Annotated in this window: 23 protein-coding genes; 10 read left to right on the forward strand and 13 right to left on the reverse strand. The window is 63.9% G+C overall.

Translation table 11 applies throughout. The features are described from left to right. Genes B8784_RS18515 through zapE form a run of 3 tightly spaced genes read left to right on the forward strand, consistent with a single transcriptional unit; the run spans position 1 to position 2,264 of the window. Positions 1–438, forward strand: a complete 438-nt coding sequence (locus B8784_RS18515; protein ID WP_084399391.1) for a DNA-binding transcriptional response regulator — start codon at positions 1–3, stop codon at positions 436–438. Positions 439–495: 57 nt separating this feature from the next. Then, positions 496–1,113: a rhomboid family intramembrane serine protease gene (locus tag B8784_RS18520; RefSeq protein ID WP_084399395.1), complete on the forward strand. Its 618-nt coding sequence runs from the start codon at positions 496–498 to the stop codon at positions 1,111–1,113. A gap of 5 nt (positions 1,114–1,118) precedes the next feature. Continuing rightward, complete coding sequence (zapE, locus tag B8784_RS18525) at positions 1,119–2,264, forward strand: cell division protein ZapE (RefSeq protein WP_084399399.1); 1,146 nt, start codon at positions 1,119–1,121, stop codon at positions 2,262–2,264. A gap of 52 nt (positions 2,265–2,316) precedes the next feature. Here the strand turns inward: zapE and rpmE are convergent, their stop codons facing one another. Then, a complete protein-coding gene (gene rpmE / locus B8784_RS18530; protein WP_084399401.1) occupies positions 2,317–2,535 on the reverse strand; it encodes a 50S ribosomal protein L31 in 219 nt (72 codons plus the stop codon). 133 nt (positions 2,536–2,668) lie between these two features. Here rpmE and B8784_RS18535 point away from each other — a divergent pair, with 133 nt between their 5' ends. Then, the gene (locus B8784_RS18535; RefSeq protein ID WP_084399405.1) at positions 2,669–4,507 is read left to right on the forward strand and encodes an ABC transporter transmembrane domain-containing protein; all 1,839 of its coding nucleotides are present in this window, start codon (positions 2,669–2,671) and stop codon (positions 4,505–4,507) included. Between the two features lie 3 nt (positions 4,508–4,510). Here the strand turns inward: B8784_RS18535 and B8784_RS18540 are convergent, their stop codons facing one another. Then, positions 4,511–5,323 carry an inositol monophosphatase family protein gene (locus B8784_RS18540; protein WP_084399408.1) on the reverse strand — a complete coding sequence of 271 codons (813 nt, stop codon included), beginning with the start codon at positions 5,321–5,323 and terminating at the stop codon, positions 4,511–4,513. Positions 5,324–5,329: 6 nt separating this feature from the next. Then, a complete protein-coding gene (gene efp / locus B8784_RS18545; RefSeq protein WP_084399411.1) occupies positions 5,330–5,896 on the reverse strand; it encodes an elongation factor P in 567 nt (188 codons plus the stop codon). A 159-nt stretch (positions 5,897–6,055) separates the two neighbouring features. On the opposite strand from efp, the gene B8784_RS18550 reads away from it, so the two are divergent. Both B8784_RS18550 and B8784_RS18555 read left to right on the forward strand, forming a co-directional pair. Then, positions 6,056–6,355 carry a DUF4282 domain-containing protein gene (locus B8784_RS18550; RefSeq protein WP_084399413.1) on the forward strand — a complete coding sequence of 100 codons (300 nt, stop codon included), beginning with the start codon at positions 6,056–6,058 and terminating at the stop codon, positions 6,353–6,355. Positions 6,356–6,390: 35 nt separating this feature from the next. Continuing rightward, positions 6,391–6,654 carry a DUF4282 domain-containing protein gene (locus tag B8784_RS18555; protein WP_084399415.1) on the forward strand — a complete coding sequence of 88 codons (264 nt, stop codon included), beginning with the start codon at positions 6,391–6,393 and terminating at the stop codon, positions 6,652–6,654. Here B8784_RS18555 and thiE read toward each other — a convergent pair. The 5 genes from thiE to gap form a co-directional block, all read right to left on the reverse strand. Beyond that, on the reverse strand, positions 6,651–7,316 hold the full coding sequence (thiE, locus tag B8784_RS18560; protein ID WP_084399416.1) for a thiamine phosphate synthase: 666 nt from the start codon (positions 7,314–7,316) through the stop codon (positions 6,651–6,653). The genes B8784_RS18555 and thiE overlap by 4 nt on opposite strands. 43 nt (positions 7,317–7,359) lie before the next feature. Continuing rightward, positions 7,360–8,145: a glutathione S-transferase family protein gene (locus B8784_RS18565; protein ID WP_084399418.1), complete on the reverse strand. Its 786-nt coding sequence runs from the start codon at positions 8,143–8,145 to the stop codon at positions 7,360–7,362. 134 nt (positions 8,146–8,279) lie between these two features. After that, a complete protein-coding gene (locus tag B8784_RS18570) occupies positions 8,280–9,173 on the reverse strand; it encodes a fructose bisphosphate aldolase (protein WP_084399421.1) in 894 nt (297 codons plus the stop codon). Positions 9,174–9,351: 178 nt separating this feature from the next. Then, positions 9,352–10,548 carry a phosphoglycerate kinase gene (locus B8784_RS18575; protein WP_084399424.1) on the reverse strand — a complete coding sequence of 399 codons (1,197 nt, stop codon included), beginning with the start codon at positions 10,546–10,548 and terminating at the stop codon, positions 9,352–9,354. A gap of 24 nt (positions 10,549–10,572) precedes the next feature. Beyond that, positions 10,573–11,580, reverse strand: a complete 1,008-nt coding sequence (gene gap, locus B8784_RS18580) for a type I glyceraldehyde-3-phosphate dehydrogenase (RefSeq protein WP_084399426.1) — start codon at positions 11,578–11,580, stop codon at positions 10,573–10,575. A 246-nt stretch (positions 11,581–11,826) separates the two neighbouring features. Between gap and B8784_RS18585 the strand changes: the two genes are divergently transcribed. Next, on the forward strand, positions 11,827–12,606 hold the full coding sequence (locus B8784_RS18585; protein ID WP_158085745.1) for a helix-turn-helix transcriptional regulator: 780 nt from the start codon (positions 11,827–11,829) through the stop codon (positions 12,604–12,606). Here B8784_RS18585 and purT read toward each other — a convergent pair. From purT to tkt, 3 genes are all read right to left on the reverse strand, one after another. Further along, positions 12,603–13,787, reverse strand: coding sequence for a formate-dependent phosphoribosylglycinamide formyltransferase (gene purT / locus B8784_RS18590; protein ID WP_084399428.1), 1,185 nt, complete (start codon positions 13,785–13,787; stop codon positions 12,603–12,605). The genes B8784_RS18585 and purT overlap by 4 nt on opposite strands. A 1-nt stretch (position 13,788) precedes the next feature. Next, a complete protein-coding gene (locus tag B8784_RS18595) occupies positions 13,789–14,250 on the reverse strand; it encodes an ABA4-like family protein (protein WP_084399429.1) in 462 nt (153 codons plus the stop codon). A gap of 84 nt (positions 14,251–14,334) precedes the next feature. Beyond that, complete coding sequence (tkt, locus tag B8784_RS18600) at positions 14,335–16,302, reverse strand: transketolase (protein WP_084399432.1); 1,968 nt, start codon at positions 16,300–16,302, stop codon at positions 14,335–14,337. Between the two features lie 96 nt (positions 16,303–16,398). Here tkt and B8784_RS18605 point away from each other — a divergent pair, with 96 nt between their 5' ends. Genes B8784_RS18605 through B8784_RS18615 form a run of 3 tightly spaced genes read left to right on the forward strand, consistent with a single transcriptional unit; the run spans position 16,399 to position 17,773 of the window. Then, positions 16,399–16,674: a DUF4164 family protein gene (locus B8784_RS18605; protein WP_084399434.1), complete on the forward strand. Its 276-nt coding sequence runs from the start codon at positions 16,399–16,401 to the stop codon at positions 16,672–16,674. Further along, positions 16,674–16,979 (forward strand): cell division protein ZapA, encoded by a 306-nt coding sequence (locus B8784_RS18610; RefSeq protein ID WP_084399436.1) that lies wholly within the window; start codon positions 16,674–16,676, stop codon positions 16,977–16,979. Before B8784_RS18605 ends, B8784_RS18610 begins: the two co-directional genes overlap by 1 nt. Beyond that, positions 16,976–17,773, forward strand: coding sequence for a glycosyltransferase (locus B8784_RS18615; protein ID WP_084399437.1), 798 nt, complete (start codon positions 16,976–16,978; stop codon positions 17,771–17,773). Before B8784_RS18610 ends, B8784_RS18615 begins: the two co-directional genes overlap by 4 nt. On the opposite strand, the gene B8784_RS18620 is transcribed toward B8784_RS18615, so the two are convergent. Then, positions 17,743–18,186: a bifunctional diaminohydroxyphosphoribosylaminopyrimidine deaminase/5-amino-6-(5-phosphoribosylamino)uracil reductase RibD gene (locus B8784_RS18620; protein WP_233356235.1), complete on the reverse strand. Its 444-nt coding sequence runs from the start codon at positions 18,184–18,186 to the stop codon at positions 17,743–17,745. The two genes, B8784_RS18615 and B8784_RS18620, sit on opposite strands and share 31 nt — an antisense overlap. Next, positions 18,183–19,037, reverse strand: coding sequence for a formyltetrahydrofolate deformylase (gene purU, locus B8784_RS18625; protein ID WP_084399439.1), 855 nt, complete (start codon positions 19,035–19,037; stop codon positions 18,183–18,185). Before purU ends, B8784_RS18620 begins: the two co-directional genes overlap by 4 nt. Positions 19,038–19,042 lie beyond the last annotated feature (5 nt).

Consider the following 19,042-nt stretch of genomic DNA (forward strand, 5'->3'; position numbering starts at 1 on the left):
ATGAAAGTTCTGTGGATTGAAGATCATGAACCGGTACGCGACATGCTGGCCATTGCCGCCGACAAGGCGGCCCGCGCGCGTGTCCAGGTCGATCTGGTCCTTGCACCGACACTGATGGAAGCCGAACGCCGCCTGCGGCTGGAGCGTTTCGATCTCATCATCACGGAACTGACCCTGCCCGACAGCTATGATGGCGACATGACGATTGCACGCATCGCCAATATGGGCAGCCACCGCATTGCCGTCTCCAGCGCCCATGCCGACCGCGAATCCATCGTGGCCACGGCCCATCGCTGCGGCTGCAACATCGCGGCCGAACCGGTGTTCAAGGCGAACCTGCCCTACAACCGTTTCATCCAGCGGCCTGAAGCCATGCTCGACTTCTTCTTCGACCAGATGGCCGAGCCGGAAACCCGCCAGCATATTGCTGCAGCCTGAGCGGTTTCGCGTCAAAAACTCCATGCGTTCCGGGCGCTGTTGCGCTAGGGCAAACGCATGGAGTCATTTTCCCAGTTCCCGGCCACACTGACGCTGATCGGCGCGAATGTGCTGGCCAGCCTTTACGCCTTTTCCAACCCGGCTTTCCTGATAGGCAACCTCTTCGATGTCGGGGCCATCAGGCAGCGGCGCGAATGGCACAGGCTGATCACCTCCGGCTTCCTGCATGGCGGGCTGTTTCACCTGCTCATCAACATGTTCGTGCTGTTCCAGTTCGGGCAGTTCATCGAGTCCTGGATCGGCACGGCCAAATTCGTGATCGTCTATTTCGCCGCCCTGCTCGGCGGCAATCTCTGGGCGCTGCTGGAGAATTTCCGCAAGCCGGACTATCGCGCGCTCGGCGCGTCGGGGGCGACCTCTGGCATCATCCTGGCTTTCTGCCTGTTCGAACCTTTCAGGATGCTCTACGTCATCGTCTTCCCGATGCCGGCAGTGGTGTTTGCCATCCTGTTCATCGTGGTAAGCGCCATGCTGGCCCAGCGCGAGAACAAGGTGATCGGGCATGAAGCCCATATTGGCGGGGGGATTGCCGGGCTGCTCGCCACAATCGCTCTCGAGCCGCAGGCACTCGCCGTTTTCGCCGAACAGATCTCGGCCGTTCTGGGAGGAAGCTGAGCCTCATGAGTGTCGAAGCCGCCTATCTCGAACGCACCGCCGCCGGCCAGCTGAGCGAGGACCCGGCCCAGCTGGAAGCCGCCCGCAAGCTCGACGGCGTGCTCCACCGCCTGCAGAACGCCCCCTCCGGCGGGCTTTTCCGCAAGCCGCCGCACATTCGCGGGCTCTACATGTGGGGCGGTGTCGGGCGCGGCAAGTCGATGCTGATGGACCTCTTCCACGAACTGGCGCCGGTCCCCTCGAAACGTGTCCATTTCCATGAATTCATGGGCCGGGTGCATGACGAGATGAATGCCTGGCGCGAAATGGACGAGAGCGAGCGCCGCCGCGCGGCGCACCGCGTGAAGGGCACCGGCAGCGACCCCATCCCGCCTGTCGCGAAACTGATCGCGTCTGAAGCGAAGCTGATCTGCTTCGATGAGTTCCAGGTCAGCCAGATCGCCGATGCGATGATCCTCGGGCGCCTGTTCGAGAATCTTTTCGAGCACCGTGTTACCGTGGTCGCGACTTCCAACCGCCATCCCGACGAACTCTACAAGAACGGGCTCAACCGCGAGCTCTTTCTGCCCTTCATCGAGATGATCAAGGAGCAGTGCGAGGTCTTCGAACTGAAATCCGAACGCGATTACCGCCTCGAACGCCTCACCGAAGCGCCCGTCTGGCACCTGCTGCAGGGGGACGCCGGCGAGAAACGCCTCGACCAGGCCTTTGACCGGCTGACGCTCGGCGCCAAACCCAATCAGTGTTTCCTGACCGTGAAAGGCCGCAAGCTTCTGGTGCCGAAAGAAGCCGCCGGCGTCGCCCGGTTCAGTTTTCCGGAACTTTGCGAGAAGCCGCTCGGCTCACGCGATTATCTCGCCATTGCCGCGAACTTCCACACCGTGCTTCTGGATGGCATCCCCGAACTCACCCCCGACAAGCGCAACGAGGCCGCCCGCTTCGTTGCCCTGATCGATGCGCTCTACGAGGCGCGTGTGAAGCTGGTGGCAACAGCCGCCGCCGAGCCGGACGACCTCTACCCCACAGGCGAGGGCAGTTTCGAATTCCAGCGCACGGCCAGCCGACTGCACGAAATGCGTTCGAAGGAATACCTGGCGCTGGAACACCGCGTACCGCCGCGCGCCCAGGAGCTGGAACAGACCGGCAAATAAAAACCCCCGCCTTTCCGACGGGGGCTTTCAAAGCATGATGAACGAGGGTGGCTTAGACGCCGAAGCCCTTGAACTTATCCTTGAAGCGCGAGACACGGCCGCCGCGATCAAGGTTCTGCGTGCTGCCCGTCCAGGCCGGGTGCGTGCGCGGATCGATATCCAGGTGCAGCTTGTCGCCTTCCTTACCGAAGGTCGAACGGGTCTGGTATTCGCTTCCATCAGTCATCACGACAGTGATGAAGTGGTAATCGGGATGGCCTTCGGCTTTCATCGTCTCTGGTCCTTCGCGTCAGTGGCCGTTACGCATGCCTGTGCGGATTGGCCTCTGTGAAATTCGGAAAGCGGGGTCTTAATAGAAAGACGACGTTCCCGCAAGGGGGCGATAACAAGCTAGGTGCGATGCAATGAGCGAGACAACAGACGCGGTCACGAACGACCGCCGCGAAACCACGCCGGACCAGGCCGCTCAGACCCGCGCCAAGGCGCGCAGCATCAAGCCGCTGGCCCTGCTCTGGCCCTATGTGAAGCGCCATATCGGGCTGGTTTTCGTCGCCGCCATCTTCCTGGTGGTGAGCACCATGGCCGCGCTCTCCATCCCGGCCCTGTTCGGCCAGGCTGTCGATGCCGGACGCGGCGGCACGAGCGGGCCGGACCTGCTCGAGACGATCGACCAGTATTTCCTCTATGTCCTGATCGCCGCAGTGCTGATGGGCGTGCTCAGCGCGCTGCGCTTCTATTTCGTCTCCCGCTTCGGCGAACGCGTGGCCGCCGACCTGCGCACCGACCTCTACAAAAAGCTGCTCAGCCTGTCGCCGCGCTTCCATGCCGATATCCGCTCCGGCGAGGCGGTCTCCCGGCTGACCGCCGACGTCACCCTGATCGAGACCTTTCTCGGTTCGACGGCCTCGCTGGCGACCCGCACCATCCTGTCCACGGTCGGCGCCATCGCCATGATGCTGGTGACGAACTGGCAGCTTGGCGGGACGCTGCTCCTGATGATCCCGCTGGCGATACTGCCGGTGCTGATCATCGGCCGCATCATTCGCGGCGCCTCGAACCGGGCCCAGTCGCGCCTGGCCGAGGCCGGCGCCGACGCCTCCGAGGCGCTCGACGCCATCGAACTGGTCCAAGCTTATGGCCAGGAAGAGCGCCGGCGCAAATCCTTCACCGAGGCGGCCGAAGCCGTCTTCAAGGCCGCGCTCAGCCGCATCACGGCGCGCGCCTTCATGATCCTCGCTGTCTCCATCATGCTGCTGGGCGGCATGGTCGGCATTCTCTGGCTTGGCGCGCGCGCGGTTGCGACCGGCAACATGACGCCCGGCGAGCTGACCCAGATGATCCTCTACGCCTTCTATGCCGGCTCCGGCTTCAGCATGCTGGCGGAAGCCTGGGGCGAGGTCATGCGCGCGGCCGGTGCCTCCGACCGGGCCAGCGAAATCCTGAAGGAGACGCCCGAGATCCGCTCGCCCGAGGCACCTGCCCCGCTGGCAGCCCCTTCTCACGGCCATCTCGTCTTTGATCGTATCGCCTTCGCTTACGACCGCGCCGACCTGCCCGCATTGCAGGATTTCAGCCTTGATGTGAAACCGGGCGAGTTCGTCGCGCTGGTCGGGCCCTCAGGGGCAGGCAAGTCGACCGTCTTCCGTCTGGCCCTTCGCCTCTTCGACCCCCAGGCCGGGCGTATCACGGTAGACGGCGTCTCCTCCACCGAAACGGAACCGGCGCTCTGGCGCAGCCTGTTTGCCTATGCCCCGCAGGAATCGGCGCTGTTCACCGGCACCGCACGCGAGAACATCGCCTTCGGCTCCGTCGGCCCGGTCAGCGACGACCAGCTGATCAAGGCGGCAAAGATGGCCGAAGCCTGGAGCTTCCTTGAAGAGAAAGGTGGGCTCGACACCCATATCGGCCAGAAGGGCCGCTCGCTGTCCGGCGGCCAGCGCCAGCGCATCGCGCTTGCCCGCGCCCTGGTGCGCGAAGCACCCATCCTGCTGCTGGACGAGGCGACCTCCGCGCTCGACAGCGAGAGCGAACGGCTGGTGCAAAAGGCGATCTCGACCGCCGCAGAGGGCCGCACGACGCTCGTCATCGCGCACCGCCTGTCGACCATCCGGCGCGCCGACCGCATCCTGGTCATGGACCGGGGCGGAATTGTCGAACAGGGCACGCATGACGCGCTGGTGGCCCAGGGCGGGCTCTATGCAAGGCTGGCGGAAATGCAGTTTGCCGCACAAGCGGCCGAATAGGGCTCAGTCCTCGCCGAACGCCTTCGCCCGGCGCAGACGCTCTTTCAGTTTCGGCAGCAGGGTTTCGTTGCCCGCGATGATGTTGCCCGTGGTCTGCACGTCGCCGCCATCGATCTCTTCGGCAACGCCATAGGCTTCGCGCACTAGCACGATGCCAGCGGCAATGTCCCACGGCTTCAGCCCGCGTTCCCAGAACCCGTCAAAGCGCCCGGCGGCGACCCAGGCCAGGTCGAGCGCAGCCGAGCCATAGCGGCGGATGCCCGCGCAGACCGGCGTCATGCCGGCGATCTCATTGGCGAACTGGCGGTGGGCGGTTTCCGCCTTGCCGAGCCAGGGCGTGCCTGTGGCAAAGACGGACTCTTCCAGACGCTTGCGCCCGGCGACCAGCAGCTTGCGCTGGTCCAGCCAGGCTCCGCGACCGGTTTCGGCCCAGAAGATCTCGTTCTTGGCGACGTCATAGACGACACCGCAGAAGAGCTGGCCTTCGCGCTCCAGCGCGATAGAGACGGCATAGTGGGGCTGGCCGTGCAGGAAGTTCAGCGTACCGTCCAGCGGATCGACGATGAAGCGGTTGGACTTGTCGGTGCCTTCGACGACGCCGCGCTCTTCCATGACGAAGCCATAGCCGGGCCGCGCCTTGGCCAGGCTGTCATAGATGATCTGCTCGGCGCGGTGGTCGGCATTCGAGACGAAGTCTGCCGGGCCCTTCTTGGAGACCTGCAGGTTCTCGACTTCGTGAAAATCGCGCGCCAGCGAGCGCCCGGCCTGGCGGGCGGCATTGATCATCACGGTTCCGACGGGAGAAGGCTTGGACATGTCGCTCTAGTCGGCCCGTTTCAGATAGGTCGTGTCGGAGGTCTGCACGACGATGCGCTCACCCACGCCGCAGAAGGGCGGGACCATGACGCGGACGCCGTTGTCACAGACAGCGGGTTTGAAGCTGTTGGCGGCCGTCTGGCCCTTCACGACCGGCTCGGTCTCTTCGATGGTGAGGGTGACCTGCTCGGGCACGGCCACGCCAATCGGGGTCTCTTCGTAATATTCGATCTCGACCGTCATGCCGTCCTGCAGGAACTGGCCCTGATCGCCGACGAAATCCTTCTGCAGCTCGACCTGCTCGAAATTCTCCTGGTCCATGAAGGCATAGGCGTCGCCCGTGTCGTAGAGGAACTGGAATTCCCGCTGTTCGAGGCGAACCTTTTCCACCGTCTCGGAAGCGCGGAAGCGGTGATTGAGCTTCGAGCCATTCATCAGATTGCGCAGCTCGACCTGGTTGAACGCGCCGCCCTTGCCGGGCTTCACGGCATTGGTTTTCATCGCACGCCAGACGCTGCCATCATGCTCGATGACATTGCCGGGCTTGATTTCGTTGCCATTGATCTTGGCCATACGCTTTTATTCCCGATTGAACCCGGTGGGCAGGTAGCCCCCAACCCCGGACCGGTCAAGACAAACACCGCAGGAATGACCGGCCTGAACGACGCTTCCAATATCATTACAAATCAGATATCTGGGGTTTTTTAAACCTGACGATAAAGGGGAATTTCAATGGATGGTTTGCTGGGAAGGTTCCTGAGCTTCGACAAGATGATCACGGGAACGATCGTCAAAATACTCTATTATGTTCTGCTCGTCATTGTGATTATCGGTGGCGTCTTCTTTCTTCTGCAAAGCCTGTTCTCCGGCCGGTTCGGCGTGTTCCTCTTCGGCCTGATCACGGTCCCGCTGGCCGTCATCTATGTGCGTATCCTGTGCGAAATGATGATTGTGATCTTCCGGATCAGTGACAATCTCTCGGCCTTGCGTCAGATGAAGGAGAAGGAAGCAAGCGACAAGACGCTTCCCTGATCCTGCCGCGGCGCTGAGATGATGAGGTGTGCCCGATGAACATGCTGTCGAATTATCTGAGCTTCGAGAAACCGATGGGAGAGGTGCTGACCAAGTTCCTCTTCTATGTCGGCATGGTCCTGATCCTTGTCTGGGGCCTGCGCGCCCTCTGGCACTGGATCACCTTCTTCGACAATGACTGGGACACCGCGCTCTGGGGCGTCATCAAGACGCCCTTTATCGTGATCCTGAAGCTGCTCGTCCTGCGCGTCTTGTCGGAGGTCGTTCTCGCCATCCTGCGGATGGGCAAGAAGGCCTAGAAGGCAGCTTCGGCCTCATCGAGCGCGGCGTTGAAGGCGGCCACGGCGGCGGCTGGCCCATCCGCATGCGACCAGACTGCCGAACTCACCGCGAGGAAATCAGCGCCTGCCACTGACAGGTCCCTGGCGCGCTCCGGCGTGATGCCACCAATGGCGACGCAGGGCAGCTCCATGACCGCCTGCCACCAGGTCAGCAGCTCCGGGTCGGCGGGCACCGTGTCGGCCTTGGTCTCGCTCGGATAAAAGGCGCCGAAAGCGACATAATCGGCCCCCTGCTCGCCTGCCTCCATGGCGACGTGGCGGCTGTTCTTCGCCGTCGCCCCGATAATGGGCTGCTTGCCGAGCCGCTTGCGGGCATCCTTCACGCGCATGTCGAGATGCCCGAGATGGACCCCGTCGGCCCCCACCTCCGCACAGACATCGACACTGTCATTGATGATCAGTGCAACATCATGCGCCCGGCAGGCTGGCAACAGCGCTTCGGCAACCGCCTTCGTCTTCACCTCGTCGACCAGACCGTCCGGCTTGATGCGCACCTGCAGGGAAGCGACGTCGCCGCCCTCCAGGGCCGACTCGAACGTCTTCACGAAGCCCGCGACATCCGCGACGTCGGAAGGCGTGATCAGGTAGAGGTGTGTGCGTTCGCGTTTCGGGTCACTCATGGCGCCCTGACTAGACGTCCGGCGCCAAAGAGAAAAGCCCGTATCAGCTGAAGTCCGGCGTGAAGCGGATATTGTCCTTCTCCAACCCCTTCAGGACGACATCGAGCCCGCCGGACTTGATCATCCATTCCAGCCGGTGGTCGCGATATTCCCGCTTGAAGAGACCGGCCTCGACCGCGCCGCTGACATCCTGCATGCCCGAGATGGAATCGACGGCTTCCTGGGCCGATTTCGAAACGCTTTCGCGTTGCATGGCCCGCTTGTGCCAGGCTTCGAGCTTGCTGCCTTCGGGCGGCGCAAAGCCTGACCCGGCAGACCCGTTTATGTAGGGCACGACGGAGAGGTCACCCCAGCCGAATGTCTCCCCGTTGAACCATTCGCGATCGCCCAGCTCGCGTTCCAGCCAGGCATGAAGCCCGGCAATCTGCTCACCGGCGCGCGTCATGATCCGGTCCTTCAGCGCCCCTGTGGCGCGCTTGAAATTGTTGAGCTCGCCCAGGCCCCAATTGATCGGCTCATAATGGCAGTCCATCACGTCTTCGATGAGACGGACCCGCGCGCGTTCGGCCGGCGTACCGGGAAGCATGGCCGGGCTTGGCCACTTGTCCTCGATATATTCCAGGATGATCGTGGAATCGAAGACCGACACATCGCCATCGCGCAGGAAGGGCACCTCGCCGCGCGGATTGCCCGTCATGAAATCGTCCGGCGTGTCGCCCGTCCCGATCCCGGCCGGCAGGCGCGCCTCGAAATCGACCCCCTTCTCCCGAAGCGAGATCTTCACTTTCTGGGCATAGGGCGAAAGCGGATGTTCATAGACGATAAGCATGGTGAGGGTCCTCCATTTGCGGACACTCCACCTGCCATGGCCCAGCGGAAGGCAAGCCTGTTGTCTCTCCCGCAAAAGAAAAGGGCGCCCCTCAAGGCGCCCTCTCCCTAACGGAATGGAGTCTCTTGAAAGGCTTAGCCCGCCTTGGAGGCCTGATAGATGCTGTCGATCGACTCGGCGAGATGGGCATTGAATTCCGCATCGCTCTGCTGGGCCGAAAGGCCTTCGGTCAGGGCACGCGAGAAGCTCGCAATCATGCCGCTATTCCTGGCCAGACGGCCACAGGCTTCCTCGCGGGAATAACCGCCCGAAAGCGCGACGACGCGCATCACACGCGGATGGTCGACCAGCGGCTTGTAGAGGTTTTCGGTCTCCGGCAGCGTCAGCTTCAGCATGACCTGCTGATCGCCGCCCAGCGCGTCGAGCTGCTGGGTGATCTCGGCGAGCAGGATCTGCTCGGCATCGGCCTTGTCGTCGATGGAAATGGTGACTTCGGGCTCGATGATCGGGATGAGGCCGTGGCCCAGGATCTGGCGGCCGACATCGAATTGCTGGTGGACGACGGCGGAAATGCCGGCGAGGTCTGCGGCATCGATGACCGAGCGCATCTTGGTGCCAAAAATGCCCTTGGCGACGGCGCGTTCGAGCAGGGCATCGAGGTCCGGCATCGGTTTCATCACCTTCACGCCGTCCTTGGCATCGGCCAGGCCCTTGTCGACCTTAAGGAAGGGCACGACGCCGCGCTCTTCCCAGAGATATTTCGCCGTCGGGGTGCCGTCGATATCGCCGTCCATGGTGCGCTCGAAAAGGATCGCCCCCATCACCTTGTCGCCATTGAAAGCCGGTGACTGGATGATACGTGCGCGCATGTCGTGGATCAGGCCGAACATTTCCTCGTCATTGGAATAGGCGTCCTCCTCGATCCCGTAGAGGCGCAGGGCCTTGGGTGTGGACCCGCCTGACTGGTCGAGCGCTGCGATAAAGCCGTCTTTCTCGGCGGCCTGCTTGGCCATTTCTGGGTTGGTCATGATTCTTTCCCTGCGAACATGTTGATCTTGATCTCGAGCATCAGGCCCACCGGGGGTGATCGGTCCCCGCGCGGGTGCACGATGCGCAAGATATCTGAGTGTTAGCGCTAACGCCGCACTGCCACCCCGACTCCGCTTCAATCTGGTTTCGAAACGGGACGGGCAAAGCAGTCATGCGTCAGCCTTTCAAAGCCTCGACGCCCGGGAGCGTCTTGCCTTCCATCCATTCAAGAAACGCGCCACCGGCGGTGGACACGAAGCTGAAATCGTCGGCCACGCCAGCATGGTTCAGGGCCGCCACGGTATCACCGCCGCCGGCCACCGCAATCAGCTTGCCCGCCTTGGCGCGCTCGGCAGCCGCACGGGCGGCATCGACGGTGGCCTTGTCGAAGGGCTCTGTCTCGAACGCCCCCAGCGGGCCGTTCCAGACAAGCGTCTTCGCCGCGTCCATCGCGATCACGACGAGGCCGACCGTTTGCGGGCCGGCATCGAGGATCATCTCATCCTCGGCGACTTCCCCGATATTGCAGGTGCGGTGCGGCGCATTGGCGGCAAATTCCTTCGCGACGACAACATCCTGCGGCAGGATGATGTCGCAGCCGGCGTCCTTCGCATTCGCCTCGATCTCGCGGCAGGTCTCGGCGAGGTCATGCTCGCAGAGCGACTTGCCGACCGGATGACCGCGTGCGGCCAGGAAGGTGTTCGCCATGCCGCCGCCGATCGCGAGCGCATCGACACGCGACACCAGGTTTTTCAGGAGGTCGATCTTTGTCGAGACCTTGGCCCCGCCGACAACGGCGAGAACCGGGCGTTGCGGATTGCCGAGCGCCTTTTCCAGGGCATCGAGCTCACGCTCCATAGAGCGGCCGGCATAGGCCGGCAGGCGCCGGGCGAGGCCCTCGGTGGAGACGTGAGCGCGGTGCGCGGCCGAGAAAGCGTCGTTGACATAAAGGTCGCCAAGCTTCGCCATTTCGTCGGCCAGCGCATCGTCATTCTTCTCTTCGCCGGCATGGAAGCGCGTATTCTCGAGCAGGACGACACCACCGCCCTGGATCGAGGCGATGGCGTTCTCGGCCACCTCGCCAACGCAGTCCTCTGCGAAGGCAACGGGCGCGCCGAGCACACCGGCAAAGGCTTCGGCGACAGGCTTCAGGCTCAGCTCAGGCTTCTTCTCGCCCTTGGGGCGGCCGAAATGGGCCAGCAGGGCGACTTTCGCGCCCTTGCCCGAGAGCGAGGTCACGGTGTCGACGGCTGAGCGCAACCGCGTATCGTCCGTGACCTTGCCATTGGCGACCGGCACGTTGAAATCGACGCGCACCAGCGCCGTCTGACCGGTCAAACCGTCTGCATCCTCGATGCGCTTGAACTCCGCCATGGGGACGCTCCGCTGGGCTGATCGCTAGAGGAATTTCGACATCGCAACAGCGGTATCGCTCATGCGCGTCGAGAAACCCCATTCATTATCATACCAGGACAGAACGGAGACCAAAGTTCCATCCATGACCTTCGTCTGGTCAGTATGGAACACCGAGGAGTGCGGGTCGTGATTGAAGTCGATCGAGACGTTCTTCACGTCCGTATAGCCTAGAATGCCCTTGAGCGGGCCGTCAGCGGCCTTGCGGATCGCATCATTGATCTCTTCGACGGTCGTTTCCCGCTTGGCGATGAATTTCAGGTCGACCACGGAGACGTTCGGCGTCGGCACGCGCACGGCGAAGCCATCGAGCTTGCCATTCAGTTCCGGCAGGACGAGGCCGACCGCCTTGGCTGCACCGGTCGAGGTCGGGATCATCGAGGTCGCCGCCGCGCGGCCGCGATAGAGATCCTTATGCATCGTATCGAGCGTCGGCTGGTCGCCGGTATAGGAGTGGATGGTGGTCATCATCCCCTTCTCGATGCCGATCACGTCGTTCAGCACCTTGGCGACCGGCGACAGGCAGTTCGTCGTGCACGAAGCGTTGGAGACGACGAGATCGTCGCTGGTCAGCGTGTCGTGGTTGACGCCATAGACGATGGTCTTGTCGGCACCCGCGGCCGGAGCAGACACGAGGACACGCTTGGCGCCGGCTTCGAGGTGAGCGGCAGCCTTCTCCTTCGCGGTGAAGATGCCAGTGCATTCCATCGCGATGTCGACATTGTTTTCCTTGTGCGGCAGCTCTTTCGGGTCCCGGATCGCGGTGACCTTGAAGGACTGGCGGCCGACCTTGATCGTGTCGCCTTCGACCGACACGTCCATCGGCAGCGTGCCGTGGACGGAATCATATTTCAGCAGGTGCGCATTGGTCTCGACGGGACCGAGATCATTGATCGCAACGACTTCGATGTCGGTGCGGCCATGCTCGAGGATCGAGCGCAAAACATTCCGGCCGATCCGGCCAAATCCGTTGATGGCGACACGTACTGCCATATCCTATTCTCCATTCCTGCAAATTTGTCCCGCTGAATGCAGGTTTCGGGCCGGGGTTTAGCCGTCTCACCCACACACGTCCAGCATAGTCGGTGCAAGAATTGCCTGAGTTGCATCCCGGAACGCCGTTTTGCACCACAAAACGCAAAACCTGCGCGATTTTGCAGCCTGTGCGTGAGAGAATGGCCTTTTTTTCAGGTGCCTAACTTCAAGCGCCACTGTATAACCGTTCCCGGGTGGGACAAGATGCTCGAAGCCATAGCGGCCCTGTTTCATGCAACAAGTGTTGCTGACCTTCGTGACAAGACGGGCAGCATCTTCCGTTCGCTCGGTTTCCAGGCCAGCTATTACATCGCACCGCTGAGCGCCGAGCGCGGCCCGATGCGGCTGATGACCAATGCCGGCTTCCCCCTCGAATGGGAAACCGCCTATCGCGCCACCAACAATCTTTACGATCCGCTGCCCGACATCGCGCTCAGCGCGGCCGAGCCGATCCTGTGGGGACACCTGCCCGACAACACGCTGCTGCAGGAGGATGAGCGTCACTATCTTGAAACGCTCGAAGCCTGGAACATGCAGCAGGGCGTCGGCATCGTGACCTATGGCCCGCTCTCCCGGCTCGGCTTTGTCGGCGTCGGCCTGCCGGTCACGCCCGAAATCGGCGAGACGCCCGACATCGACCTGCTGCGGATCACCGCCCAGACCTCATTCCTGCGCTATTGCGAGCTGATTGCCGACGAAGTCGGCGAATTGCCGGAGCTCTCCAAGCGCGAGCTGGAAGTGCTGAACCGCATCGCGCAGGGCAAGAGCAAGACCGGGATCGCCCGCGAAATGCAGCTCTCCAAGGACACCGTCGACACCTATTTCCGGCGTATCTACGCCAAGCTCGACGTCTCCGACCGCGGCGCTGCCGTGGCCAAGGCGGTCGCCCGCGGGCTGATGATTACAGGGGAAGCCGGGATCTCGGCGGTCATGATGCGCCGCCACCGCAAGGCGAGCCTGCCGCGCCCGGAGGACGGCGACTAGGCTTCGCGCACCGTCACCTTCGCAGCCGCCTGCCGGGCCCGCTCGCGCGCCTCTTCGACACTTGCCCCACGCGCCACGGCAACCCCCATGCGGCGGCGCTCATGGCTGACCGGCTTGCCGAACAGGCGCAGCTCGGTCTCCGGCACTGACAGCGCCTCGTCCAGCCCGTCGAAGACGACGCCCTCGGCCTCGATCCCGCCATAGATGACGGCGCTTGCGCCCGGGCTGGCCAGGGTGGCGTCCACCGGCAATCCCAGAATGGCACGCGCATGCAGGGCAAACTCGCTCTGGCGCTGCGTGCCAAGCGTGACGAGGCCGGTATCGTGCGGGCGCGGGCTGACCTCGGAGAACCAGACATCGTCGCCCTTCACGAACATCTCGACGCCGAACAGGCCGAGCCCGCCCAGCGCGTCGGTCACCTTGCGCGCCATCGTCTGCGCCTTTTTCAGGGCGGCTTCGCTCATCGGCTGGGGCTGCCAGCTCTCGACATAGTCGCCATTCTCCTGACGGTGCCCGACCGGCTCGCAGAAAACCGTGCCATCCGCCGCGCGCACGGTCAGCAGCGTAATCTCGAAATCGAAGTCGACCTGGCCCTCGACAATCACCCGCATCTCGCGTTTGCGCCCGGCTTCCAGCGCATAGTCCCAGGCATGGTCGATCTCGGCGGCCAGGCGGACATGCGACTGGCCCTTGCCCGACGATGACATGACCGGCTTCACGAAGACCGGATAGCCGATCCTGTCGGCGGCCTCGGCCAGTTCCTCGCCGGTCGAGGCGAAGGCATAGGGGCTGGTCGGCAGGCCAAGCTTCTCGGCGGCCAGCCGGCGGATGCCTTCCCGGTTCATGGTCAGCTGCGTTGCCCGAGCTGTCGGGATGACGGTGGCAATGGCCTCCATCTCGATCTGCGCCAGCTCGTCTGTCGCGATCGCCTCGATCTCGGGCACGATGAGGTGCGGGCGCTCCTGCTCGACAAGGGCGCGCAGGGCCTGCGCATCCGTCATGTCGATCACCGCACTGCGATGGGCGACCTGCATGGCCGGCGCGTTCGCATAGCGGTCGACCGCGATCACTTCGGCGCCGAGCCGCATCAGCTCGATGACGACTTCCTTGCCGAGCTCGCCGGAGCCCAGGAACATGATGCGCGTCGCCGAGGGCGACAGGGGGGTGCCGATGGAGACCATGTCAGCGCTCCGCTGTTTCCGTTTCGAACAGGCTGATTCCGTGCCCCCGGCTGATCCGCACGAGCATGTAGGCCAGCAGGCCGAGCGGCCCGAAGATGAAGGTCGCGATGAGACAGGGCGCGACCGCCAGGTGCGGCAGGCCACGGCGCTGGGCATCGCGGCCGATCCAGGCGCCGACAAACAGGTCGAAGACAAGGTAATGCGTCCAGCCGATGATGACGCCGTTCGGGTGGTCGAACAGGGCCGAGACACCGGCCACCGAAGACATTCCGCTGCCCTCGGCCGATACGCCGAAGAAGAGCGACGCGATCAGGCCGATGGAATAGACCGATCCGAGAACAAGCGGGTAGAGGCCGGAATGGACGACGATTTCCGTCGTGCGCCAGCCCGGCGCGAGGATGAGCAACAGCCAGGCCGGGACCACGACCGCGTTGATCAGCATGAACAGCATGGTCCAGTCCATCGCGGCCCTCCCCGGCGCTTCTTCTCTGCCAAGCCTTATACGTGCGCGCCGGACGCCGCAACGGGCGTCCGGCCACGCCAAAGGCTAGAGCAGGGCTTCCGCCGCCTCGACCACCGCGTCCGGCGTAATGCCGAAGCGCTTGTAGAGGTCCTGGTAAGGCGCGCTGGCCCCGAAGCTGTCCATGCCGACAAAGCCGCCCCCATGGCCGATCCAGCGGTCCCAGCCGAAGCGCACACCGGCCTCGACGGCGACCTTGGGCAGGTCTCCGCCCAGCGTGCGGCTCTGATAGGCGGCGTCCTGGGCCTCGAAGAGCTCCATGCACGGCATCGAGACGACTCGCGCACCGATGCCCTTCTCTTCCAGCGCGGCCTGCGCGGCCACGGCGATCTCGACTTCCGAACCGGTGGCGACGAGGACGACCTTCTCCTCGGCCTTGGCCGGCGACAGGACATAGCCCCCGCGCATCGACAGGTTGTCGTCGACATGCTCTGTGCGCACCGATTTCACCTTTTGCCGCGTCAGCGCGATGGTGGACGGGCCGGTGGCGTTCTTCAGCGCCAGTTCCCAGCATTCGGCGGTTTCGACACCGTCGGCCGGGCGGAAGACCATCATGTTCGGCATCGCGCGCAGGCTGGCGACATGCTCGACCGGCTGGTGGGTCGGGCCATCTTCGCCAAGGCCGATGGAATCATGGGTCATCACATGCACGACATGGGTGCCCATGAGCGCGCCCAGGCGGATCGCGGCGCGCGAATAGTCGGCGAAGACGAGGAAGGTGCCGGAATAAGGGATGATGCCCTTGTGTAGCGCCATGCCGTTCATCGCCGCGGCCATGCCATGCTCGCGCACGCCGTAATGGATATAGCGCCCGGCCCAGTTGTCCGGTGTCAGCGGCTCGGTCGAGGTGGTCTTGGTGTTGTTGGACCCCGAGAGGTCGGCCGACCCGCCGACCATTTCCGGGATGGCCTTGGTCAGCTCTTCCAGGACAGCGCCGGACCATTTGCGCGTCGCATCGTCCTTGCCGCCTTCGACAACGGCTTTTTTGTGAGCGCGCACGACCGCCTCGACATCGCCGAGGGCGCCGGCGAGCGCCTGTTCGAAAGCCGCCTTGTCCTTCGAGCCCTCAAGGCGCGAGGCCCATTCTTCATGCAGGTGCTGGGCATGGGCGCCTTCGCGCTGCCAGGCATGTTCGATGGCTTCCGGAATCTCGAAGGGCGGATGGTCCCAGCCGATATTCTTGCGGATGCCGGCGATTTCCTCTTCGCCGTAAGGGCCGCCATGCGCCTTGCCGGTGCCGGCAATCGTCGGCGCGCCATAGCCGATGATCGTCTTGCAGGCGACCATGGCGGGCTTGTCCTGCTTCTGCGCCCATTCGAGCGCTTCATAGATCTCTTCGGTGTTATGCCCGTCGATCTTCTTCGTCGCCCAGCCAGCGGCCTCGAAGCGCTTGCACTGGTCGGTGGAGTCCGACAGCTCGGTCGAGCCGTCGATGGTGACGGTGTTGTCGTCGAACAGCACGATCAGCTTGTTGAGATTGAGGTGCCCGGCCAGCGTGATCGCTTCCTGGCTGATGCCTTCCATGAGGCAGCCATCGCCGGCGACGACCCAGGTCTTGTGGTCGACCAGCTCATCGCCGAAGCGGGCATTCAGGTGACGCTCGGCAATCGCCATGCCCACCGCCGTCGCCAGGCCCTGGCCGAGCGGCCCGGTTGTGGTCTCAACGCCCTGTGTGACGAAATTCTCCGGATGGCCCGGCGTCTTCGAGCCAAGCTGGCGGAAATTGCGGATATCGTCGCGGCTGACGCTGTCATAACCGGTCAGGTGCAGCAGCGAATAAATCAGCATCGAGCCGTGGCCGGCCGACAGGACAAAGCGGTCGCGGTCCGGCCATGCCGGGTCGCGCGGGTCGTGTTTCAGATAGTGCGTCCACAGGATCGTGGCGACATCCGCCATGCCCAGCGGCAGGCCGACATGGCCCGATTTTGCCTGCTCGACTGCATCCATCGAAAGCGCACGAATGGCATTCGCCATGTCCTTGTGTTCAACTGACATGATCTACCCCTCTATGTTTGCTTCGCTTTGGACGGGGCGGGGCTTAGCTGTCAACCTGCTTGGCGATGTGGCCTGCATCCTGCTATCGGAAATGTGATGGATAAAGTGACTTCAGCGGCAGACCGGCTCGACAAGGCGCTCTCGCGTCTGGAAGGGTCCCTGGACAGCCTGTTCGAACGAGCAGGTGACCCCGGCGTCGTGCGACGGGAAATGGCAGCCATGGTGGCCGACCGGGCCCGGCTGGCCGATGAACTCGATGCCTCGCTGGCCCGCGAACGCCAGCTGCAGGCGCTGGCCGATGAAGCCTCCGAAGCGCTGGGCGCGGCCATCGAGGAAGTGCGCGCAGCTCTCAACCGGCAGGGAACGAGCTAATGGCCAAGGCTGACATCACCATTCGCGGACGGGAATATTCGGTTGCCTGCGCCCCCGGACAGGAAGCCCGCCTGAAGGAGCTTTCGCGCGGGCTCGACAAGCGCGTGCGCCAGATTGCCGATGCGGTCGGCGATATCGGCGAGGCCCGACTGTTGCTGGTGGCTGCGCTCGCCCTGCTGGACGAGCTGGATGCGGCCCATCGCGGCACACCGGCTGACCTCTCGCAGCAGAAGGCCGCCTCGGCCCTGTCGGATGCCGCCGCCCGCATCGAGGCGCTGGCCGAACGCATCGAGGCCGGCCAGTGACCGCCACCCCGACTGCGACGGCCCAAAGAGACCTGAGCGTCCTCATCCCCTTCTATAACGAGGCCGGCAACGTCCACCCGCTTCTGGACGAGATCCACGCCGCGCTCGACGGGCTCGATTACGAGATCGTCTGCGTCAATGACTGCTCGGGCGATTCGACCGGCGCCGAACTCGCCGAGGCCCGGGCGGCCCATCCCGACCGGGTGATTGTGCGTACGCATGTGAAACGCGCCGGCAAGTCCGCCGCGCTGATGACCGGTCTGCGCGCGGTCAATGGCCGCTGGACGCAACTGCTCGACGGCGATGGCCAGAACGACATTGCCGATACGAGACGCCTCTGGGACGAGATTGTCTCAAAACGGGACACTGGCGCGCTCGGCCTGATCGCGGGCAAGCGCAAGAGCCGGAACGATTCGGGCTTCAAATGGCTACAATCGCGCGTCGCCAACGGCATCCGCCGCTTCATGCTGCGCGATGATGCGACCGACACAGGCTGCGGCTGGAAGCTGATGCGCACCGACGCCTTCCGGGAACTCCCCTATTTCGCCTCCATGCACCGCTTCCTGCCCGCCCTGTTCAAGCGCGCGGGATGGGAAGTACGCGAAGAGCCGGTCAATGACCGCCGCCGCTGGCACGGCCAGTCCAAATACGGCTTTCTCGGCCGTCTCGGCGCAGGCATCGCGGACCTGTTCGGGGTGTTCTGGCTGGTCCGGCGCGGTTCGCCGGGTATTGCCGCGGAATGGGACGATCCCCGCGCCCGGGCTCAGGAGAGCGAGGCGAAGAAGTCTTCGTAAAGCGGCGCGGCCTCGGCCTCGAGCAGGCCGGCGACCACATCGATCCCGGCGGCCTCGATGGCAGCCTTGCCGCCTGCGCCGTTCGGATGCTGGTCCATCACCGAAATGACCACCTGCGTCACCCCCGCCTCGACCAGGCGCTGCGAGCAGGCCGCCCCGCCATTCGAGCGCTCCCGGCAGGGTTCCAGCGTGACATAGGCAACAGCGCCCTTGGCGAGCGCGCCATTCAGCGGGCTGAGCGCCATTTCCTCGGCATGCGGCCGGCCGCCATCGGCGGTGGCGCCTTCGGAAATGCGCTTGCCATCCGGGCCGACAATCACACAGCCGACGGACGGGTTCTCGCCAGTGCGGCCATGCTGGGCGCGGGCCAGTTCGATGGCGCGGCGCATATGGGTCTCATGCTCTGTATTCATTCGAACACCACCGTTCGGATCCCGTTGAGAAAGACGCGGCCTTCTGCATGTGCCGTAACTGCGCGGGAAAGCACACGCGCCTCTATGTCGCGCCCGATCTCGGCCATACGCTGCGGGCCCATGCGGTGATCCACCGGAGACACGTCCTGGGCAATGATCGGACCTTCATCGAGGTCGGCGGTGACATAGTGCGCCGACGCGCCGATCAGCTTCACCCCGCGCTTGTGCGCCTGATGATAGGGCCGCGCGCCCTTGAAGCTCGGCAGGAAGGAGTGGTGGATATTGATACAGCGGCCCTCCAGCTCCCGGCACAGCCCATCTGACAGGACCTGCATGTAGCGCGCAAGAATGACGAAGTCACTTTCCGTTGAGGCGATAAGCTGGCGCAGCCGGTCTTCGGCCTCCAGCTTGGTCTCCGCGGTGACCGGCACATAATGAAAGGGCAGGCTGTGACGGTCGGCCAGCCAGCGGCCATCCTCATGATTGGAGACGATCGCGGTAATGTCCGCGCCGAGCTGCCCGCGCCGGTGCCGGTAAAGCAGGTCGTTCAGGCAGTGATCGCCCTTCGACACCATGACGAGCGCGCGCGGCATGTCCTGCTTGCGGCGCAGCGACCAGGTCATGCCATGCTTCTCGGCCAGCGCCCGGAAGCCTGCCTCGAAGGTCTCGCGGCTGAAGCCTTCCGGTGTCTCGAAATCGACCCAGACGAAGAAACGCTGCGTGTCGACGTCGCCGAAATCCTGGCTCTCGATGACATTCAGGCCGGCCCGGGCCAGGAAGCCCGTGACATCGGCCAGAATGCCAATGGCATCGGGCGCTGCGGCCCGCAGGATATAGCGCCCGTTCGGCATCGCCT

The organism is Henriciella aquimarina, from assembly GCF_002088975.1.
Classification (GTDB): Bacteria; Pseudomonadota; Alphaproteobacteria; order Caulobacterales; family Hyphomonadaceae; genus Henriciella; species Henriciella aquimarina.

Coding starts and splice junctions, on each gene's coding strand:
- B8784_RS18515 (WP_084399391.1), top strand. CDS start 1: ATGAAAGTTCTGTGGATTGAAGATCATGAACCGGTACGCGACATGCTG.
- B8784_RS18520 (WP_084399395.1), top strand. CDS start 496: ATGGAGTCATTTTCCCAGTTCCCGGCCACACTGACGCTGATCGGCGCG.
- zapE (WP_084399399.1), top strand. CDS start 1,119: ATGAGTGTCGAAGCCGCCTATCTCGAACGCACCGCCGCCGGCCAGCTG.
- rpmE (WP_084399401.1), bottom strand. CDS start 2,535: ATGAAAGCCGAAGGCCATCCCGATTACCACTTCATCACTGTCGTGATG.
- B8784_RS18535 (WP_084399405.1), top strand. CDS start 2,669: ATGAGCGAGACAACAGACGCGGTCACGAACGACCGCCGCGAAACCACG.
- B8784_RS18540 (WP_084399408.1), bottom strand. CDS start 5,323: ATGTCCAAGCCTTCTCCCGTCGGAACCGTGATGATCAATGCCGCCCGC.
- efp (WP_084399411.1), bottom strand. CDS start 5,896: ATGGCCAAGATCAATGGCAACGAAATCAAGCCCGGCAATGTCATCGAG.
- B8784_RS18550 (WP_084399413.1), top strand. CDS start 6,056: ATGGATGGTTTGCTGGGAAGGTTCCTGAGCTTCGACAAGATGATCACG.
- B8784_RS18555 (WP_084399415.1), top strand. CDS start 6,391: ATGAACATGCTGTCGAATTATCTGAGCTTCGAGAAACCGATGGGAGAG.
- thiE (WP_084399416.1), bottom strand. CDS start 7,316: ATGAGTGACCCGAAACGCGAACGCACACACCTCTACCTGATCACGCCT.
- B8784_RS18565 (WP_084399418.1), bottom strand. CDS start 8,145: ATGCTTATCGTCTATGAACATCCGCTTTCGCCCTATGCCCAGAAAGTG.
- B8784_RS18570 (WP_084399421.1), bottom strand. CDS start 9,173: ATGACCAACCCAGAAATGGCCAAGCAGGCCGCCGAGAAAGACGGCTTT.
- B8784_RS18575 (WP_084399424.1), bottom strand. CDS start 10,548: ATGGCGGAGTTCAAGCGCATCGAGGATGCAGACGGTTTGACCGGTCAG.
- gap (WP_084399426.1), bottom strand. CDS start 11,580: ATGGCAGTACGTGTCGCCATCAACGGATTTGGCCGGATCGGCCGGAAT.
- B8784_RS18585 (WP_158085745.1), top strand. CDS start 11,827: ATGCTCGAAGCCATAGCGGCCCTGTTTCATGCAACAAGTGTTGCTGAC.
- purT (WP_084399428.1), bottom strand. CDS start 13,787: ATGGTCTCCATCGGCACCCCCCTGTCGCCCTCGGCGACGCGCATCATG.
- B8784_RS18595 (WP_084399429.1), bottom strand. CDS start 14,250: ATGGACTGGACCATGCTGTTCATGCTGATCAACGCGGTCGTGGTCCCG.
- tkt (WP_084399432.1), bottom strand. CDS start 16,302: ATGTCAGTTGAACACAAGGACATGGCGAATGCCATTCGTGCGCTTTCG.
- B8784_RS18605 (WP_084399434.1), top strand. CDS start 16,399: ATGGATAAAGTGACTTCAGCGGCAGACCGGCTCGACAAGGCGCTCTCG.
- B8784_RS18610 (WP_084399436.1), top strand. CDS start 16,674: ATGGCCAAGGCTGACATCACCATTCGCGGACGGGAATATTCGGTTGCC.
- B8784_RS18620 (WP_233356235.1), bottom strand. CDS start 18,186: ATGAATACAGAGCATGAGACCCATATGCGCCGCGCCATCGAACTGGCC.
- purU (WP_084399439.1), bottom strand. CDS start 19,037: ATGCCGAACGGGCGCTATATCCTGCGGGCCGCAGCGCCCGATGCCATT.